This window comes from Sporomusa acidovorans, assembly GCF_900101845.1.
Taxonomy (GTDB): Bacteria; Bacillota; Negativicutes; order Sporomusales; family Sporomusaceae; genus Sporomusa; species Sporomusa acidovorans.
Window position 1 is genome coordinate 68931 of record NZ_FNAM01000005.1, and the last position, 16642, is coordinate 85572.

At 48.1% G+C, this 16642-nt stretch carries 17 protein-coding genes, 1 tRNA gene and 1 other annotated feature; of the genes, 14 read left to right on the forward strand and 4 right to left on the reverse strand.

All coding sequences use genetic code 11. From position 1 onward, the window contains the following. The first annotated feature begins 86 nt into the window (after positions 1-86). Positions 87-536 carry a putative ABC transporter permease gene (locus BLR65_RS05690; RefSeq protein ID WP_245692489.1) on the forward strand — a complete coding sequence of 150 codons (450 nt, stop codon included), beginning with the start codon at positions 87-89 and terminating at the stop codon, positions 534-536. A gap of 9 nt (positions 537-545) precedes the next feature. Here the strand turns inward: BLR65_RS05690 and BLR65_RS05695 are convergent, their stop codons facing one another. Together BLR65_RS05695 and BLR65_RS05700 are read right to left on the reverse strand one after the other, a co-directional pair. Continuing rightward, positions 546-4811 (reverse strand): 2-hydroxyacyl-CoA dehydratase, encoded by a 4266-nt coding sequence (locus BLR65_RS05695; RefSeq protein ID WP_093793228.1) that lies wholly within the window; start codon positions 4809-4811, stop codon positions 546-548. 300 nt (positions 4812-5111) lie between these two features. Further along, positions 5112-6512, reverse strand: a complete 1401-nt coding sequence (locus BLR65_RS05700) for a sodium:solute symporter family protein (RefSeq protein ID WP_093793326.1) — start codon at positions 6510-6512, stop codon at positions 5112-5114. A 141-nt stretch (positions 6513-6653) separates the two neighbouring features. Beyond that, positions 6654-6860, reverse strand: a binding site (T-box leader). Positions 6861-7019: 159 nt separating this feature from the next. Here BLR65_RS05700 and BLR65_RS05705 point away from each other — a divergent pair. Together BLR65_RS05705 and BLR65_RS05710 are read left to right on the forward strand one after the other, a co-directional pair. After that, entirely contained in the window at positions 7020-7205 is a 186-nt protein-coding gene (locus BLR65_RS05705; protein WP_093793229.1) for a hypothetical protein, read from the forward strand. A 112-nt stretch (positions 7206-7317) separates the two neighbouring features. Next, complete coding sequence (locus BLR65_RS05710; protein WP_093793230.1) at positions 7318-7497, forward strand: hypothetical protein; 180 nt, start codon at positions 7318-7320, stop codon at positions 7495-7497. Here the strand turns inward: BLR65_RS05710 and BLR65_RS05715 are convergent. Beyond that, on the reverse strand, positions 7491-7862 hold the full coding sequence (locus tag BLR65_RS05715; protein ID WP_093793231.1) for a helix-turn-helix domain-containing protein: 372 nt from the start codon (positions 7860-7862) through the stop codon (positions 7491-7493). The two genes, BLR65_RS05710 and BLR65_RS05715, sit on opposite strands and share 7 nt — an antisense overlap. 94 nt (positions 7863-7956) lie before the next feature. After that, the gene (locus BLR65_RS29505) at positions 7957-8109 is read right to left on the reverse strand and encodes a hypothetical protein (protein ID WP_176772697.1); all 153 of its coding nucleotides are present in this window, start codon (positions 8107-8109) and stop codon (positions 7957-7959) included. 263 nt (positions 8110-8372) lie between these two features. On the opposite strand from BLR65_RS29505, the gene BLR65_RS05720 reads away from it, so the two are divergent. The 11 genes from BLR65_RS05720 to BLR65_RS05770 all read left to right on the forward strand — a co-directional run bounded on the left by BLR65_RS05720 (position 8373) and on the right by BLR65_RS05770 (position 16582). Next, a complete protein-coding gene (locus tag BLR65_RS05720; RefSeq protein ID WP_143122509.1) occupies positions 8373-8765 on the forward strand; it encodes an ATP synthase subunit I in 393 nt (130 codons plus the stop codon). A gap of 15 nt (positions 8766-8780) precedes the next feature. Beyond that, the gene (atpB, locus tag BLR65_RS05725; protein WP_093793233.1) at positions 8781-9473 is read left to right on the forward strand and encodes a F0F1 ATP synthase subunit A; all 693 of its coding nucleotides are present in this window, start codon (positions 8781-8783) and stop codon (positions 9471-9473) included. 2 nt (positions 9474-9475) lie between these two features. Further along, the gene (atpE, locus tag BLR65_RS05730) at positions 9476-9727 is read left to right on the forward strand and encodes a F0F1 ATP synthase subunit C (RefSeq protein WP_093793234.1); all 252 of its coding nucleotides are present in this window, start codon (positions 9476-9478) and stop codon (positions 9725-9727) included. Between the two features lie 78 nt (positions 9728-9805). Beyond that, positions 9806-10297 (forward strand): F0F1 ATP synthase subunit B, encoded by a 492-nt coding sequence (gene atpF / locus BLR65_RS05735; RefSeq protein WP_245692498.1) that lies wholly within the window; start codon positions 9806-9808, stop codon positions 10295-10297. Then, complete coding sequence (gene atpH, locus BLR65_RS05740; protein ID WP_093793236.1) at positions 10294-10830, forward strand: ATP synthase F1 subunit delta; 537 nt, start codon at positions 10294-10296, stop codon at positions 10828-10830. Before atpF ends, atpH begins: the two co-directional genes overlap by 4 nt. 23 nt (positions 10831-10853) lie before the next feature. Beyond that, a complete protein-coding gene (gene atpA, locus BLR65_RS05745) occupies positions 10854-12359 on the forward strand; it encodes a F0F1 ATP synthase subunit alpha (RefSeq protein WP_093793237.1) in 1506 nt (501 codons plus the stop codon). 5 nt (positions 12360-12364) lie between these two features. Further along, entirely contained in the window at positions 12365-13213 is an 849-nt protein-coding gene (atpG, locus tag BLR65_RS05750) for an ATP synthase F1 subunit gamma (protein WP_093793238.1), read from the forward strand. Between the two features lie 13 nt (positions 13214-13226). Then, positions 13227-14645 carry a F0F1 ATP synthase subunit beta gene (atpD, locus tag BLR65_RS05755; RefSeq protein ID WP_093793239.1) on the forward strand — a complete coding sequence of 473 codons (1419 nt, stop codon included), beginning with the start codon at positions 13227-13229 and terminating at the stop codon, positions 14643-14645. Continuing rightward, a complete protein-coding gene (gene atpC, locus BLR65_RS05760; protein WP_093793240.1) occupies positions 14638-14901 on the forward strand; it encodes an ATP synthase F1 subunit epsilon in 264 nt (87 codons plus the stop codon). The genes atpD and atpC overlap by 8 nt, the downstream gene beginning before the upstream one ends. Before the next feature lie 566 nt (positions 14902-15467). Further along, positions 15468-16334, forward strand: a complete 867-nt coding sequence (locus tag BLR65_RS05765; protein WP_176772698.1) for an ATP-binding protein — start codon at positions 15468-15470, stop codon at positions 16332-16334. Between the two features lie 173 nt (positions 16335-16507). Next, a tRNA-Val gene (locus BLR65_RS05770) sits at positions 16508-16582 on the forward strand. Positions 16583-16642: the final 60 nt, after the last annotated feature.

Here is a 16642-nt window from a genome sequence, read left to right on the forward strand (position 1 = left end):
TTTAGCGATAGTTACGGCAGCTTTCTTCTTGCGCGTAAAACAGATGGAGTTACTATACTAAATGGTTAATAATACCAGGCCAGGCGATGTCTGCCAGACTCATAATAACATCGCTCATTGCTCAGACTATGCTTATGCGAAATTATTATATTTACGGAGCACTAGGCTGGTGCCTGGAGGTCATCTGGACAGGAATGGGGTCGTTGCTGTCCGGTGATCCGCGGTTGACAGCCACAACGTATTTATGGATGTTTCCCATATACGGGTTAGCCGTCTTCTTTGAGCCTGTTCATGACCGGATTCGTCCCTGGCCTACGTTGATACGGGGGCTTTTCTGGATGTTTTTGTTTTTTGCCGTCGAATACCTGACCGGCTGGTTTTTACGCATTCTTGTCGGAACCAGTCCGTGGGATTATTCGGGTGCGGCTTTTCATGTACAGGGACTGATAAGGCTGGACTATGCCCCGGTTTGGTTTTTTCTAGGCCTGCTTTACGAAAAACTCCATGATTGGCTGCAGCAAATAGAGGTTCGTTAAATATAAGTGTCAAATAATCCGGCGCCCTTCTGCCGACTCGGCACCGGTTTCCAGTCGCAATTGTTCTTTCGCTACGGCCAGCATGAGCTTAATGCGGTTTAGCTGATTGACTTCGCTGGCTCCCGGGTCATAATCGATTGGTACAATGTTGGCGTCGGGATAGTGCCCGCGCAGTTCTTTGATCATTCCTTTGCCTGTAATCTGGTTAGGCAGGCAGGCAAAAGGCTGTAAGCAAACAATATTGTTTATGCCGCTGGTAATCATTTCCACCATCTTGCCCGTCAACAGCCAGCCTTCGCCGGCTAGGTTTCCAAGTGACAAATGCTTTGACGCCTTGCGGGCAGTTTCGTCGATTGAGGACGGCGGCTGAAAGCGCCTGCTTGACTGAAGCGCTTTTCGCATACTGCCCTGATACCACTCGATGGCCTTTATGAATAATTCTCCGGCAATCATGCTGCTGAATTTTCCGGATAGCAGCTTGTATTGTACCTTGCGGTCATACGCACAATACAAGAAGAAATCCAAGAGGTCGGGTACCACAGCTTCGGCACCCTCGTTTTCGAGCAATTCTACAAGATGGTTGTTCGCAAACGGATGATAGTTCACAAAGATTTCGCCGACGATCCCCACTCTGGGCTTCTTGTTCTGAACGATTTCCAAACTGTCAAAATCCCTGACAATACCGTAAATATTTTCCCTAAAAGCTTTTTTACCGCCGGCCTGCAAAGCGGTTTCGCACCGCCCGGCCCAATACTCATACAGTTGATTAGCCGCTCCGGGTATTTTTTCATAGGGGCGTACCTGGTGTAAGACCCGCATAAGTAAATCACCGTAAACCGCTCCCATGATCAGCTTATCCAAAACGGAAAATGAAAGGGAAAAGCCCGGGGATTTTTCGACACCGGCCGATAGGGAGATCACCGGCACCTGCGGCAGGCCGGCATCTTCCAGGGCTTTGCGGAGCAACGCAATATAATTGGTGGCCCGGCAGCAGCCGCCGGTTTGCGCCAGTATCAGCGATGTGTTATTGATGTCGTATTTTCCCGATTTTAAGGCTGCGATTAACTGGCCGATTACCATAATCGCCGGATAACAAGCGTCATTATGGACATATTTTAAGCCTTCGTCAATTGCCGTTTTATCGATAGACCGCAATACTTCGAGGTGATAGGGAGTACAGCTCATGCCGGCTTCTAAAAATCGAAAATGGATCGGCGACATCTGGGGCGCCAGAATGACATGTTCTTTTTTCATTTTGCGGGAAAAAACCGCATGACCGTGTATGGGGGACAAGGGCCGCCGGCCGGACGGCTTTTTTTTATGCCGTTCATTGAGTGCCGCAATCAATGATCTGATGCGGATTCTCGCCGCACCCAGATTATTGACCTCGTCAAGTTTTATTACTGTATGAATCTTATTACCGGTTGCGAGAATTTCTTTTACCTGGTCGATGATAACCGCATCCAGGCCGCAGCCGAAGGAATTGAGCTGAATCAATTCCAGGTTCGGCTGCCGGGCCACAAAGGCTGCGGCATTATAGAGACGGGAATGATACACCCATTGATCGACAACCCGCAGCGGCCTTTCCGCTTGGGCCAAATGGCTTACTGCGTCTTCCGACAAGACTGCCAGCCCATAGGACTGAATCAATTCGGCGACACCGTGATTGATTTCCGGGTCGATATGGTAGGGCCTGCCGGCCAGCACCACTCCCCGCATAAGTTGCTTTTGCATGTTTTCCAGCACGTTTTCGGCTTCGTGCTGAATATCCATTTTATACTTGGCAAGTTCGGCATAAGCTTTTTTTACTGCCGCCGCCACTTCCCGCCTGGACAGATTTTCGGCGGCAAGCTCTTGCTTTAACCGCTCAACCAGGCGTTTCGAGTCATTCAAAGGCAAAAAGGGATGCCAGAACATAACTTCGCCACTGCGGACAATATCCATATTGGCGTTAATATTTTCCGGATAAGATGTGACAATGGGGCAGTTGTAGTGGTTGTCCGCCTGGAGATTCTCTTTGATATTGAAGGGAATGCAGGGGTAGAATATTTTTTTGATGCCCTTAGCCACCAAGTCGGCTATATGCCCATGAACAAGCTTTGCCGGATAACATACTGAATCCGAAGGGATTGTTTCCATGCCGCGTTCATATAGTTTCCTGGATGAGCGGCCTGACAGTACGACCCTGTAGCCCAGCTCGGTAAAAAAGGTGAACCAGAACGGATAATCCTCATACATATTGAGAACCCGCGGTATGCCGATAATTCCCCGGACTGCTTGCGTTTCCGCCAGCGGCAGATATTGAAATAGCCGTTTGTATTTATACTCATAAAAATTAGGAATATCATCCCGGGACTTTTCTTTGCCTGTTCCCCGCTCGCAGCGGTTGCCGGCGTGATAAGATTGGCCATTGGAAAAGTGCGTGGTGGTGATCAGGCATTTGTTGCCGCAAAATTCACAGCGATGATTAGACGTCTTGGCTGTAAAGACTTGTAGTTCCTCGGCACCAAGCAGTGTGGAACGGTATCCGCTCTCGTAACGCTCCTTGGCAAGCAAGGCTGCCCCGTAGGCGCCCATAATGCCGGCGATATCCGGCCGGACAACCTCGCGGCCAATTGTTTTTTCAAAGGCGCGGAGAACGGCGTCATTATAAAAGGTGCCGCCCTGGACAACGATTTTCTCACCTAAATCGGCCGGACTCTTAATCCTGATTACTTTGTATAAAGCATTGCGAACAATCGAAAGCGAAATACCGGCCGCGATGTCACTAATATCGACCCCATCCTTATGGGCCTGCTTTACTTTGGAATTCATAAATACCGTGCAGCGGGTGCCAAGGTCCACCGGGTGACGGGATTTGAGTCCGAGTGACGTAAATTCCCGGATATTCATGCCAAGCGACTGGGCAAAATTTTCAATAAACGAACCGCAACCGGCAGAACAGGCTTCGTTGAGCATGATGGATTCGATAACACCGTCATGGATAAAGAAGCTCTTCATATCCTGACCGCCAATATCCAAAACAAAGTTTACGTCAGGCAAAAAGTGGTTGGCGGCTTTAAAATGAGCCACTGTCTCAACTTCGCCGATATCAACCTGTAAAGCGGCTTTAATAATTCTTTCTCCATACCCTGTTACGGCGGAATTTACGATTTGTGTATTGCTGTTTAGCTTTGTGTACAGGTCTTGCAGCACAGCCACTGCCGTTTCCACCGGCTTGGCCATATTTGGCCCGTAATACGAGAAAAGGAGACTGCCGTCCTCGCCGATCAGCGCCACTTTGGTGGTTGTCGAGCCGGCGTCGATACCTAAGTAGGCTTTGCCGGCATAGTCTTCCAGGCTGCCGCGGTGTACACTGCTTTTTTTATGCCGTTCCGTAAACAGCTTATACTCCGCTTCGTTGGCGAACAAAGGGTCATGGGTCGCGCTGGGAGAACTTACGCCCATATAGTGCTTGGAAGATCGTTTAGACTCAAAGTCTTTGTAGGATATCGGCTCTTCCTGCAAAGCCAAGGCTGCGCCAATGGCAACAAAGTACTGGGAATGTTCAGGAATCAACACTTGCTCGTGTTTTAATTTCAGAGTTTCAATAAACCGTTTGCGAAGTTCGGACAAAAAATGCAGTGGGCCGCCCAAGAGCGCTACCTTGCCGCTGATCGGCCTTCCCTGCGCCAGACCGCTGATTGTCTGGTTAACAACCGCCTGCAGCACCGAGGCGGCAATGTCCTCTTTGGTCGCCCCTTCGTTCAGCAACGCCTGAACATCGGTTTTAGCAAACACCCCGCATCTTGACGCAATCGAATAAATGGTCTGATGACGTTTAGCCAGTTCATTTAAGCCTGCCGGATCGGTACCTAAGAGAACAGCCATATGATCGATAAAGGCGCCGGTACCGCCCGCACAGACACCGTTCATTCTTTGTTCAACCGTATTGCTGAAATAGGTTATCTTGGCATCTTCGCCTCCCAACTCGATTGCCGTATCCGTGGCGGGCAGAATTGCCTTAATGGCATGCGAACAGGCGACAACCTCCTGGATAAAGGACAGTTTATAATCCTGAGAAATGCTGATGCCGGCTGAACCGGTGACCATAACCGACAAAAATTTTTGGTACAAAACATCTTGAGCTTTAGCGATCATCGAACGCAAAGTCGCGGTTATATTAGAGAGATGCCGTGCGTATTGATGAAATACCATGTCGTTATTTTCATTTAAAACAATCATCTTGATGGTAGTCGAACCAATATCCAAACCAACGCGCAATTTTTTATCCATGATCTTCTCCTTTACTCAGTTGACATACTAAAGATCGGGACAAGACTTTATGATTTTATCTTTTGCAGAGTGCTTTTTTTATTGGATTAACGGCTAACTGAAATGACGCATTTGTTTTTATAGTGTATATATTAATTTCGGAAAATGTGAGCAAATTCCTCCAAACTATTAACCAAGTTGCTTTCTTTTTACATTTCTTTAACTATATATTCCACGTTAAAGAATCTTTGCTTTTCACACAACAAAAAAACTCGTGACTACATTGCCACGAGTTTTTTTTCCGGCGAGCTAACCTATGAATTAAGCGCATTCACCGCTGGCTATTGGTTCCCGGTCAAGCAGATAGGTTAATAAAAAGGTGCCAAGACAGGCCAGCCATTCCAGATAGATAACATGCGGAACGACGCGGACGGCGGGAGTGGTTTGCCATAAGATCAGAACAATCACCCCGGTCAAAATGGTATAGAAGGCGGAATTTCTGCGGCAGAAGCCCGGTGCGAAGAGAGTAAACAATACAATTACGCTGAAAGCGGCGGTTAGGCTGAGGCCAATCATCAGCGTGTTGATAATGCCGCTGATGGTCATGGCCAGTGTCAGGGTAAGTATGCCGAGCAGAATGACGGCGCCTTTCGTGACGATAAGAAAGTTTTTCTCGCTCACAGTGGGGTTGATAAACTTTTTATAAATATCCTGGGAAAATAAGGTTGCTGAACTTAACAGTAAATTGCAGGCAGTGGATACATCGGCGGCCCAGAGTGCGGCCAGCGTAATACCGGCAAGAACCGGGTCAAGCGACATGATGGTCATCGGCAGGGCAAGTGCCGGGCTGACATCGGGAAACATGGATTTGGCCATAACACCCATTAAAGCACTGACAAAGCCGATTGGCAGCATCATCAGGCCGCCGATGATAAAGCCACGCTGTGCGGTGCGCACGTCTTTGGCACCCAGCGATATCTGAATAATGCTTTGCAGCGACAGATTGACGGTGACTAAAACGACAATCCAGCTGATAATACCCACGATGCCGACACCGTCAAAAAAGTCCATGTACGGGATGTTGGCCGGAAGCTGAGCCTTGATGCTGGCCAGGCCGCCGGCATGGGTTACGCCGACAATCGTGGCCAGAATAATGCCGATATACTTTAGACTGACATTTAACAGGTTGGACAGGCTGGCTGACCACATGCCGCCGATAGACGTGATGCCGATAAATACGACAGCACTGGTCAGCATGCCTGTTGTTAAGGTAAATACTTCCGGCATGAGGGCACAAAGAATACTGCCGCCGGCGATATACTGGAGGGACATGATGACCAGTTGGATAATGATTTGGCAGGTAATGCCGGCGATCATTCCCTTCTTGTCGTAGTAGCGGCCAAGCAATTCGGGAATTGTGGTAATGTTGAGTTCACGATATTTTTTGGCAACCAACAGGCCCATGGCAATGGCGCCCAGACCCCAGGCGGTTGTGTACCAGCCGGCGGAAAGGCCGACTTTATAGGCTTGTTCGGCTACGCCAATGGTAGAGGCACCGCCGACAGCCAGGCCCACAATCGATACGGTAATGAGCGGAGTAGTAAGCTGCCTGCCTGCAAGCACATAGTTGGTGGCATTGCCGGCAGAACGCCGTTTCGCGTAATAACTGATTAGAAACAGTAACCCAATATACAGACACACAATTATAAATGGAATATGCATAATAACCTCCTGCAGTATGAGCATTTTTAGATTTTTTCTCCTATGCCGGCTATAGAAGAAAAAAATCGCCCCTCCAATGAGGGACGATAGTTACCGTGGTACCACCCAATTGGATCTTAGACAAATAAAAAAAGGGAGTACCTAAGGGGCGAAAAAGCCGCGGTACCACCCTGTTTTAATCCTAAGATCTACTCTAAGTCTGTAACGCAGACAACGCGACATGGCCTACTATTGGTTCAGCCTGCAGTTCAGGAAGGAACTTCATCCGGTATTTTCAACTAGTTCACACCCACCACTAGCTCTCTGCCTGAAAAGTACTGAATTACTTTTTTCCGTCATCACCGATAAAATTATTGTGTTATCCTGATTATAGACAGCTGACGGATAAATGTCAATAACCTTTTTACGAAACTTTACAAATACGTATGATTAAGTAAGAAAAGCAGCAGGGAGAAGTTAACTTGTGTCGAAGTGTATTGGTAAAAATAGTAAGAGGAGGGTAATGCTATGGCTGGGGCGCCGACAATTTGGGTTAATGGGGATATGAGTGAACAAATCGCTGACTTCAATGGGGAATATGTGCTGATAACAACCGGCGATATGAAAAAGATATTGCTGGGAAAAACGCTGGAAGACGCCAAAAAGAAGCTACAGGAGATCGGCAGGCATGATATTGCCGCACAGTTAAAGTAGGCGTTGCTGTGCATATAAATCATTTGCCGGAATATAAATGACTGAGAGCCGTTTGCTGGAAGTACCCTCAGAATCCACAAAATGCATGATCTCTGGGTACGGAGGTGTCTGTATGGAAGCGAAAAACAGATGCAGCAGGACAGGCGGAAAATCGGAGACACAGGCAAGCCATGATAAGGAGTACATCTTATACGAATGGCTGGGTAAGTTGAAATGGTGTTATCTTTACGGGCATTACCTGGTTGATCCGCAATATGAAGGGGAATTTGTAAAAGAACACAGGGGTTATTGACCCTGTGTTCTTTTATATCTCTTAATAAATTCGATGGCTTCTTCCAGTTCTGCCGGGCTGATGCTCGCTTCGACCGCCTTGTCTACGGCAACAAAATAATTGAGATAGCCTTTGTCTTTCAGCTTGGTTTGCAGTTGAGCAGTAAGTTCCAGCTCTTCCAGTGTTTTAACATCGTCCCGCAGAAAAAACTCCACAGGAACATGTAATTGATCGGCTAACAGCAGGACTTTGTCGCGGCCCAATAGCCGGCGATTATTTTCAATGTGTGATATATAGGATTGGGTCACATCTAACAGCTTGGCTAGTTGCTCTGTGGATAGGGATAATTTTTTGCGGACATAGCGTACCTTATCGCCGAAGTTCATCAGGATTTCCTCCGTTCTCTAAAGTGGTACCCTATAACATTATTACATAATATTTACAATTAATCTATATATTCCGCAGTAAAGAATTGTAGACTCAGGTAGGTGGTGCATGAAGAGCGCTCCACCGCTGGCGCTTGACTTGTGCTTTTGCCAACACACCACCTACCTGCAAAACTTTAATGCGTTGTATATAGTGACATTTGGTCATATAATTTACAAAATAGTAAGGAAAAATTGGCATAGACATGACAAGTTGTCATATATATAAATTAGGACGTTAGCGGCGCTAGTACCTTGTCAGTCCTAAAACGGTAGAATAATGGCGAGGCTATTTTTCGCAAAACAAGGCGGAGGAGGAAGGCATACCGGGCGTATGCCGACTGACGACAACGAAGGGTTGCGGAAAATAGACCGTCAGTATTCACTGGATTAGGGCTGATAAGGTACTAGGTTCAAGGGTCATCATCCTCAAGAGAAAACAGAAAAGGTGGGATGGCTAAGGCCACATGTATGAAAAACTATGAATTTAAGGTTAGAAACATGTTGGCACAGATTGCTCTACTGGGAACCGTGCTGTGTGCTGCCGCCTACAAAGCTAGCGGTATGCAGGCGACAAACGGACTGCTGCTTGGACTGCTAACAGGCTCGTTTTATTTTTTATATCTGTATCGTCAGGTTGAGAATGTGCAGGTATTTTCAGTAAAGCAAGCAGTTGAACACATTCGGGGGGGGTGGATAGTCCGGCTGGGGGCCATGGTCTTGATGCTGATTATCGTTAGTCATGTATTAAAAGTCAATGTTCTGTTGTTTGTTGCAGGCTTTTTTGTGATGCCGGTGCTGTTGTTTATTAATGGGATGGTATTGGTGGTTAAACAAATTGCCGACGCAAAAAAATGTAACTAAGGAGGTGCAAAGTAAATGGGGCACGGCGGAGCCGAAATAGGCGGACACAAACTGCTGGCTGTGGCCGGGATGACCTTTAATCTTGACACATTGTATATGACTTGGCTGACGATGGCCATTCTTGTGCTTGGTTCACTGCTGATCAGGATGAACTGGTCATTAATTCCGGGTGGCTGGCAAAATTTTGTGGAACTTATACTGGAGGGGCTACTGGGCCAGATTGATGCAACAATTGGGCCTAACGGCCGGAAAGTGGCACCACTTCTTATTACATTATTTCTGTTTTTGCTGATTGCCAACTGGCTGGGGTTGGTCCCCGGATTTACCTCGCCAACCAATGATATTAACACGACATTAGGTCTGGCGTTGATGATTATTGCCCTGGTTCATGGCTATGGAATCAAGACCAAGGGGCTGCTCGCTCATTTTAAGCACTTTATTGAGCCTAATCTTTTTTTTCTGCCCATCAATATTATTGAAGAGCTGGCAAAGCCGGTAACACTGTCGTTCCGTCTATTCGGCAACATTCTGGCCGGGGAGATTCTCATTGTGATTCTTGGTATACTGGTTCCTTATGTTGCGCCTACGTTGTGGTTGGCTTTCAGCGTATTTGTCGGCATTATTCAGGCTTTAATTTTTACCATGCTGTCTATGTCTTATCTGAGTAATTCCTTACAAGAACATCATACCGGAGAAAAGGAGGGGTGACAATGGAACAGGCAATTATCATTGCGGCTTCGGTGGTTGCCGCGGCCTTGGTTGTAGGCTTGGCGGCTTTTGGGGCGGCGACTGGCGACGGACAGGTGACGGCAAGAGCCGTTGAAAGTATTGCCCGTCAGCCGGAGGCGAAAAACTCTATTATGGTAACCATGCTGATTTCAGTAGGTCTGATTGAATCCATTCCGATTATTGCGGCTGTTATTGCCATTGTGCTGGTATTTGCCAATCCTTTTTTGAAGTAAACAACAGGAGGCGCCTGATAGACGCTGCTATCAGACGCCTGCTCCCGCAGGGGAAGGGGGAGGATATCCTTGATTGACATGAATGCTACCATGGTGGCGCAGATTATTAACTTTCTTTTACTGGTAGCCATCTTAACGAAAATTGCCTACAGGCCGATTTTGCAAGCGCTGGAAGAAAGGCGGACCCGGATTGAGAAAAGCCTGCAGGAGGCCGAACAAGAACGGGCCTTGGCGGCGGCCATGAAAAAAGAGAGTCAGGAACAGGTTACTGCGGCCCGCATACAGGCCAGATCAATTATTGACGAAGCTATTGCATTGGGGGAAAAGTCCAGGGAGAGTATTATCCAAAAGGCCGAGGCGGACAACGAGCGGTTGACAAAGGAAGCGCAGGCGGAGATTCAACGTAACTACCAGCAGGCACTGAGCAGTCTTCAGACGGAAGTAGTGATTCTGGCAGTGGCTGCGGCGGAGAAGATCATTGAAAAAAATCTGGATCCCGAAACCAATGCCCGCCTGGTAAGAGGCTTTATCAAAGATTTCACTAAAAAAAAGTATGGTGAGCTGGCATGAAAATACGCTTGGTCAGACGCTATGCCCGGGCGTTGTTTCGCCTTGCGCTCAGGTGGCAGGTTTTGCGGGAAGTGGAAGCAGAACTGACTGTGGTCGAGCAGGTTTTCGCAGAGGAAGAGGTGAGGGCTTTCTTTGATAATCCCACTGTGGCGGCGACTGCGAAAAAGGCGACAATCCTGCGCTTGTTCGGAAATGTTTCCAGTCTCGTCCAAAATTTCCTGTGCTTTATGGCAGATAAGCGGCGGCTTGGCCTGTTGCCGGAAGTGATCAAGGCCTATCGGGAGTTAGTCAAGCGCGAAAATAATATTCTGGAAGTCAGGGTTGTAACAGCCGCCCCGCTGAATGAGGAAGACAAGCGGCAACTGGTCGGCAAACTTGCCGAAATAACCGGCAAAACGATTGAACTGTACGCGCAGGTAGATCAGCGAACACTGGGCGGACTCATAATTCAAATCGGCGATAAGCTTATTGACAATAGTGTGACCACCAAATTAGCAATGCTAAAAACATATATGTTAAGTAAATCTATGTAAGGAAAGTGAGGTGACGACTCACTGTGAAAATACGGCCTGAAGAAATATCCGCCATTATTCAGGAGCAGATACAACAATATCAGGTTCAGAGTAATGTGGACGAAATCGGCAGTGTCATCGAGGTCGGTGACGGTATCGCCCGCTTGCATGGCTTGGACAAGGCTATGGCGGGGGAACTCCTGGAGTTTGGCAACGGCGTTTATGGCATGGCATTAAATCTGGAGGAAGACAATGTAGGGGCCGTGCTGCTGGGTGATGAGGTTAGCGTTCAGGAAGGCTGCACAGTGCGGCGGACAGACAGAATTATGGAGGTGCCTGTCGGTGAGGCGTTAATCGGCAGGGTAGTGGATGCTCTCGGCCGCCCGCTCGACGGGCGGGGGCCGGTAAATACCACAGACACCAGACCTGTTGAATGGCGGGCACCCGGTATTGCTGACCGGCAGCCGGTAAAAGAACCATTGCAGACAGGAATTAAGGCGATTGACTGTATGGTCCCGATTGGCCGCGGGCAGCGGGAACTCATTATCGGTGACCGGGGAACAGGCAAAACAGCGATTGCCATTGACACAATCCTTAATCAAAAAGGCGGAGACGTAATCTGCATCTATGTGGCGGTTGGGCAAAAATCCTCGACGGTAGCCCGGGTTGTCAAGACGCTGGCAGACCATGGCGCCATGGAGCATACGATTGTTGTGGTGGCCACGGCCTCCGACAGTGCGCCGCTGCAGTATCTGGCGCCTTATACCGGTGTGGCAATGGGTGAATATTTTATGTACCGGGGCCGGCATGTACTGTGCATCTATGACGATCTATCCAAGCATGCGGCCGCCTACCGGGCCATGTCGCTGCTGCTCAGGCGTCCGCCGGGGCGGGAAGCTTATCCCGGTGATGTGTTTTATCTCCATTCCCGCCTATTGGAGCGGGCGGCCAAATTATCGCCGGAACTGGGCGGCGGTTCGCTTACGGCATTGCCGGTTATTGAAACGCTGGCAGGCGATGTGGCGGCTTATATTCCGACCAATGTCATCTCCATTACTGATGGGCAGATTATCCTGGAAAGCGAACTTTTCTATGCCGGCACACGGCCGGCAATTAATGTGGGGCTGTCGGTATCGCGGGTAGGGGGCTCAGCACAGGTAAAGGCGATTAAACAAGTAGCCGGACGGCTGCGCCTGGACCTGGCGCAGTACCGAGAATTAGCGGCATTTGCCCAGTTTGGCTCCGATCTGGATAAAGGTACGAAGGATTTGCTTGAGCGTGGCAAAAGAATGACAGAACTCTTAAAGCAGCCGCAATATAAGCCGGTTGCGGTTGAAGAGCAGGTGATTGCCGTCTATCTTGGCGTCAATGGGCATCTTGATGATGTACCGGTTCTAAGTATCGGCAAGTTTGAACAGGAATTTCTTCCCTATATCCGCGCCTACCCGGATATTACGAACAGCATCCGCGAGAAAAAACAGATTGAGCCTGCGGTGGAAGAACGATTGAAAAGGGCCATCAAGCAGTTTAAAGATTCTTTTGCGAGGTGACGGTTATGGCTAATGCTTTGGATTTACGCCGCCGGATTAAAGGCATTAAAAATATCCAAAAGATCACCCAGGCCATGAAGATGGTCGCTGCCGTACGCCTGCGCAAAGCCCAGGAACGGGTGAAAGATAACCACCCCTACTGTCAGGGATTGGAGACCGCCATCGTAAGTGTGCTAAACCGTGGTGAGGATATTCGTAACCAGTTGTTTAGTAAGCGGGAGGTATTCCGGACAGGTTATTTGGTAATCGGGGCCGATAAAGGGCTGGCCGGTTCGTATGGCAGCAATCTTGGCAAAGCGGTACAATATCATATCGGTGGGAACAAGCATGTCGGTTTAGTGGTTGTGGGGCGGAAAGTAAGAGACTACTTTGAGCGCCGGAAAGTAGCCGTCGACAAAGCTTATCTCGGAATTTCGGAAAAACCGCACTACCGGTATGCCAGGGATATTAGCACTGCAGTCACCGAGTTGTTTACACAGGGAAAATATGACAGGTTGTACCTGGTTTATACCCGGTTTTGTTCGCCTGCCGTCCAGCAGGTAGCGATCGAGCCTATTCTGCCGATAGCGGTTGAAGCAGATTCAGACCGGCCGGTCATAGAGCAGATCTATGATCCGTCGTTTGAGCGCATTAGCGGGGAGGTAGTTGCTAAATGGCTGGAGGCCATGGTCTATAGGGCCTTAATTCACGCAGCGGCGAGTGAAGTGGCCGCCAGGCTGCACGCCATGAGCCTGGCGACCGATAACGCTCAGGACCTGATCAGTCAACTGGTGCTTGCCTATAACAAGGTGCGTCAGGCCAATATCACCCGGGAAATAACTGAAATTGTCGGTGGGGCGGAAGCACTGCGGTGAGAGGAGGAAAAAAATGGCTAGTGGGCAAGTAAAACAAGTAATCGGACCTGTTGTTGACATTGAGTTTCCGCAGGAACAGCTGCCGGCTGTCAATAATGCGGTGAAAATTACCGGCAAGGCTGCCGGCTATGACATCAATCTGACGGTAGAAGTCATGCAGCATCTGGGGGACAATGTTGTTCGCTGTGTGGCAATGTCATCTACCGACGGGCTGGTACGCGGTATGACGGCTACCGATACGGGCACGCCGATTACCGTGCCGGTTGGCGAGGGAACTCTTGGCAGGATATTCAATGTATTGGGAGAGACAGTAGACAATAATACGGCGCCGGTTGTTGCCAGTGAGTACTGGCCCATTCACCGGCCGGCACCCCCGTTTGTCGAGCAGGAAACGGCAACTGAGATTCTGGAAACCGGGATAAAAGTTGTTGATCTGATTGCACCTTATGCTCGTGGGGGAAAAATCGGCCTGTTTGGCGGGGCCGGGGTCGGCAAGACTGTTCTCATTATGGAGTTAATCCGCAATATCGCAACAGAGCATGGTGGTTTCTCCGTTTTTGCCGGCGTAGGCGAGCGTACCCGTGAAGGCAATGAACTGTGGCGGGAAATGATGGAGTCCGGGGTTATCAGTAAAACGGCACTGGTGTACGGGCAGATGAATGAGCCGCCGGGTGCCAGGATGCGGGTGGGTCTGACCGGTTTGACCATGGCTGAATATTTTCGCGATGTGGCCGGACAGGATGTGCTTTTATTCATTGATAATATATTCCGTTTTATCCAGGCCGGCTCCGAAGTTTCCGCCCTACTGGGGCGCATGCCGTCGGCGGTGGGGTATCAGCCTACTCTTGGCACCGATGTGGGAACACTGCAGGAGCGCATTACTTCCACGAAAAAAGGCTCGGTTACCTCCGTGCAGGCGGTCTATGTGCCTGCCGATGATCTGACAGACCCGGCACCGGCGGCTACCTTTGCCCATCTTGATGCAACCACAGTCTTGTCCCGGCAGATTGCCGAACTGGGGATTTACCCGGCAGTTGACCCACTCGACTCTACCTCCCGGATTCTTGATCCGTTCATTATTGGCGACGAGCATTACCAGGTTGCCCGCTCTGTTCAGGAAATTTTGCAGCGCTATAAAGAACTTCAGGATATTATCGCTATTCTGGGGATGGAAGAGTTGTCCGAAGAGGATAAGGTTGTGGTGGCTAGGGCCAGAAAGGTTCAGCGCTTCTTAAGTCAGCCGTTCTTCGTAGCTGAAGCCTTTACCGGCACAGCCGGTAAATACGTACCCCTCAAGGAAACTATCCGGGGCTTTAAAGAAATCTTAAGCGGCAAGTACGACGATTTGCCGGAAAACGCATTTTACATGGTCGGCACCATTGACGAGGTTGCAGAGAAAGCGGGCGCCACGAGGGGGAAGAGCAATGAATAAGACGCTGCATGTAAAGATCGTCAATCCACAGCGGAAAATCTATGAAGGTGATGTGCGAATGATCATTGCCCGGGCAACAACCGGTGAACTGGGTGTTCTGCCCGGGCATGCCCCGATGTTTGCCTTGCTTGATCCCTGGCCGGTAAGACTTTTGACCGAAGAAGGGGAGCGGCAAATCGATATTCAGGGAGGAATATTGCAGGTCAAGCCGGACTCGGTGGTTACCATCATCACCAATGGGGAAGAAAAAAAATAACGAATAGGCGTTAAAAGACAAAATCGCAGGTATACAAACGTATGCTTGCGATTTTGTTTTTTTAAGTTAGTTACAAGCAGGAATATCAATAAATTTACAGAAAAGGGATAAAGAGGAATAGGAGCTGAGGAGTGGGTGCCATGTTATGGAGCTATTTCTTTAGTGAGGATATCTTAGCTAAAATCATTGGAGATGAGCAATTTTCCCTGGAGCATCGAGTACTGAACATTTTGCTTATTCTCGGGCTTCTTTTGTCCGTTTTTAGTACGGTGTTTAATTATATAATCGATTTACAGACTGAAATATTCAGGTTTTGTATTTTCGTTGATGTAACTTTGCTTTGCCTTTATTATGTCTCTATTGTAAAAAGAAAGTATTGGACTGTAATTTACCCGGCGATATTTATGTGTATTTTTATTTTTACTCCTGCAATATGGATTTATAATGGGGGTTTGCTGGGCGGGGGTACATTTGATTTTATATTTTTCTCTTCGATAATTGCCATTTTACTGACCGGTCTTAAGAGAGTTGCGGCAATAGGAAGTTTACTGCTGGTAATTTTATTTATGGCGGAAATAGATGCAATGTATCCTTTTTTAACGATTGGCTATAGTGATGATTTTACCAGAAAAAGCGATATCATCAGTAATTTAATACTAATTCTCATTGCCAATTCTTTTTGTTTTGGCTTATTTATGAATTATTATAAAAAAGAGCAACAGAAATCTAAAGAGTACTTAATTCAAATTGAAAAGCAAAATATGGATAATGCATTAAGCCGGTTGGACAGGTTAAACCTGGTCGGTGAGATGGCCGCCAGTATCGGACATGAAATCCGCAACCCGCTTACAACAGTACGGGGCTATTTGCAATTATTCCAGCGTAAGCAAATGTATGCCGAACATGTTAATCAGTTCCAAATCATGATCGAAGAACTTGATCGGACAAATGCCATCATAACCGAATTTTTATCGCTTGCAAAAAATAAGACGGTGGCGTTCGAAAGTGGCAGCCTGAACGAAATCATCCAAGCGCTTTTGCCTTTACTACAGGCCGATGCTTTACATACCGGCCATGAGCTGCAGACAGAAATGGGGGAAATCCCTGCAATCAAATTAGACAAAAAGGAAATCCGTCAACTGCTGTTAAACTTAGTACGAAACGCCCTGGAGGCAACTCCGCCAGGGGGAAAAGTAGTCATTAAAACAGAGTGTCAGGATGGGAACGTTGTTTTATTTGTACAAGACACAGGCTGTGGAATTCCGAAAGACGTCTTGGACAAGTTAGGGATTCCCTTTTTAACAACTAAGGAAAAAGGGACCGGCCTTGGGTTGCCGGTGTGCTACCGGATTGTCGCACGGCATAACGCTAAGCTGGAAGTCGTAACAGGTTCGTCGGGAACAACTTTCTATGTGAAGTTTAAACTGCCTTAAAGACAATAAAGGGAATAAGTTTTTGAATAAGCCCGGCTGACTTTATTTGTAAAAGAATGACATGGGGGCATGCATAGGCTTGCAATAAAAAAATCAGAGGTATATAATAATTTGTGTGAGCGTTTGGATATTTCCTCAAACGTTGCAGTGGAGAAGAATTGCATATTTTATTTGGGGCATTAGCTCAGCGGGAGAGCGCTTGATTCACATTCAAGAGGTCACTGGTTCGAAACCAGTATGCCCCACCAGTAAAACATAGATAACTCGCGGCTTTGCGGCTTCGGATTATTTTTATTTATGTAAAGTTG

Bases quoted from the DNA above. Each gene is read 5' to 3' on its own strand.
- BLR65_RS05690 (WP_245692489.1), top strand. From the start codon at position 87: ATGTCTGCCAGACTCATAATAACATCGCTCATTGCTCAGACTATGCTT.
- BLR65_RS05695 (WP_093793228.1), bottom strand. From the start codon at position 4,811: ATGGATAAAAAATTGCGCGTTGGTTTGGATATTGGTTCGACTACCATC.
- BLR65_RS05700 (WP_093793326.1), bottom strand. From the start codon at position 6,512: ATGCATATTCCATTTATAATTGTGTGTCTGTATATTGGGTTACTGTTT.
- BLR65_RS05705 (WP_093793229.1), top strand. From the start codon at position 7,020: ATGGCTGGGGCGCCGACAATTTGGGTTAATGGGGATATGAGTGAACAA.
- BLR65_RS05710 (WP_093793230.1), top strand. From the start codon at position 7,318: ATGGAAGCGAAAAACAGATGCAGCAGGACAGGCGGAAAATCGGAGACA.
- BLR65_RS05715 (WP_093793231.1), bottom strand. From the start codon at position 7,862: ATGAACTTCGGCGATAAGGTACGCTATGTCCGCAAAAAATTATCCCTA.
- BLR65_RS29505 (WP_176772697.1), bottom strand. From the start codon at position 8,109: ATGTCTATGCCAATTTTTCCTTACTATTTTGTAAATTATATGACCAAA.
- BLR65_RS05720 (WP_143122509.1), top strand. From the start codon at position 8,373: ATGAAAAACTATGAATTTAAGGTTAGAAACATGTTGGCACAGATTGCT.
- atpB (WP_093793233.1), top strand. From the start codon at position 8,781: ATGGGGCACGGCGGAGCCGAAATAGGCGGACACAAACTGCTGGCTGTG.
- atpE (WP_093793234.1), top strand. From the start codon at position 9,476: ATGGAACAGGCAATTATCATTGCGGCTTCGGTGGTTGCCGCGGCCTTG.
- atpF (WP_245692498.1), top strand. From the start codon at position 9,806: ATGAATGCTACCATGGTGGCGCAGATTATTAACTTTCTTTTACTGGTA.
- atpH (WP_093793236.1), top strand. From the start codon at position 10,294: ATGAAAATACGCTTGGTCAGACGCTATGCCCGGGCGTTGTTTCGCCTT.
- atpG (WP_093793238.1), top strand. From the start codon at position 12,365: ATGGCTAATGCTTTGGATTTACGCCGCCGGATTAAAGGCATTAAAAAT.
- atpD (WP_093793239.1), top strand. From the start codon at position 13,227: ATGGCTAGTGGGCAAGTAAAACAAGTAATCGGACCTGTTGTTGACATT.
- atpC (WP_093793240.1), top strand. From the start codon at position 14,638: ATGAATAAGACGCTGCATGTAAAGATCGTCAATCCACAGCGGAAAATC.
- BLR65_RS05765 (WP_176772698.1), top strand. From the start codon at position 15,468: ATGGCGGAAATAGATGCAATGTATCCTTTTTTAACGATTGGCTATAGT.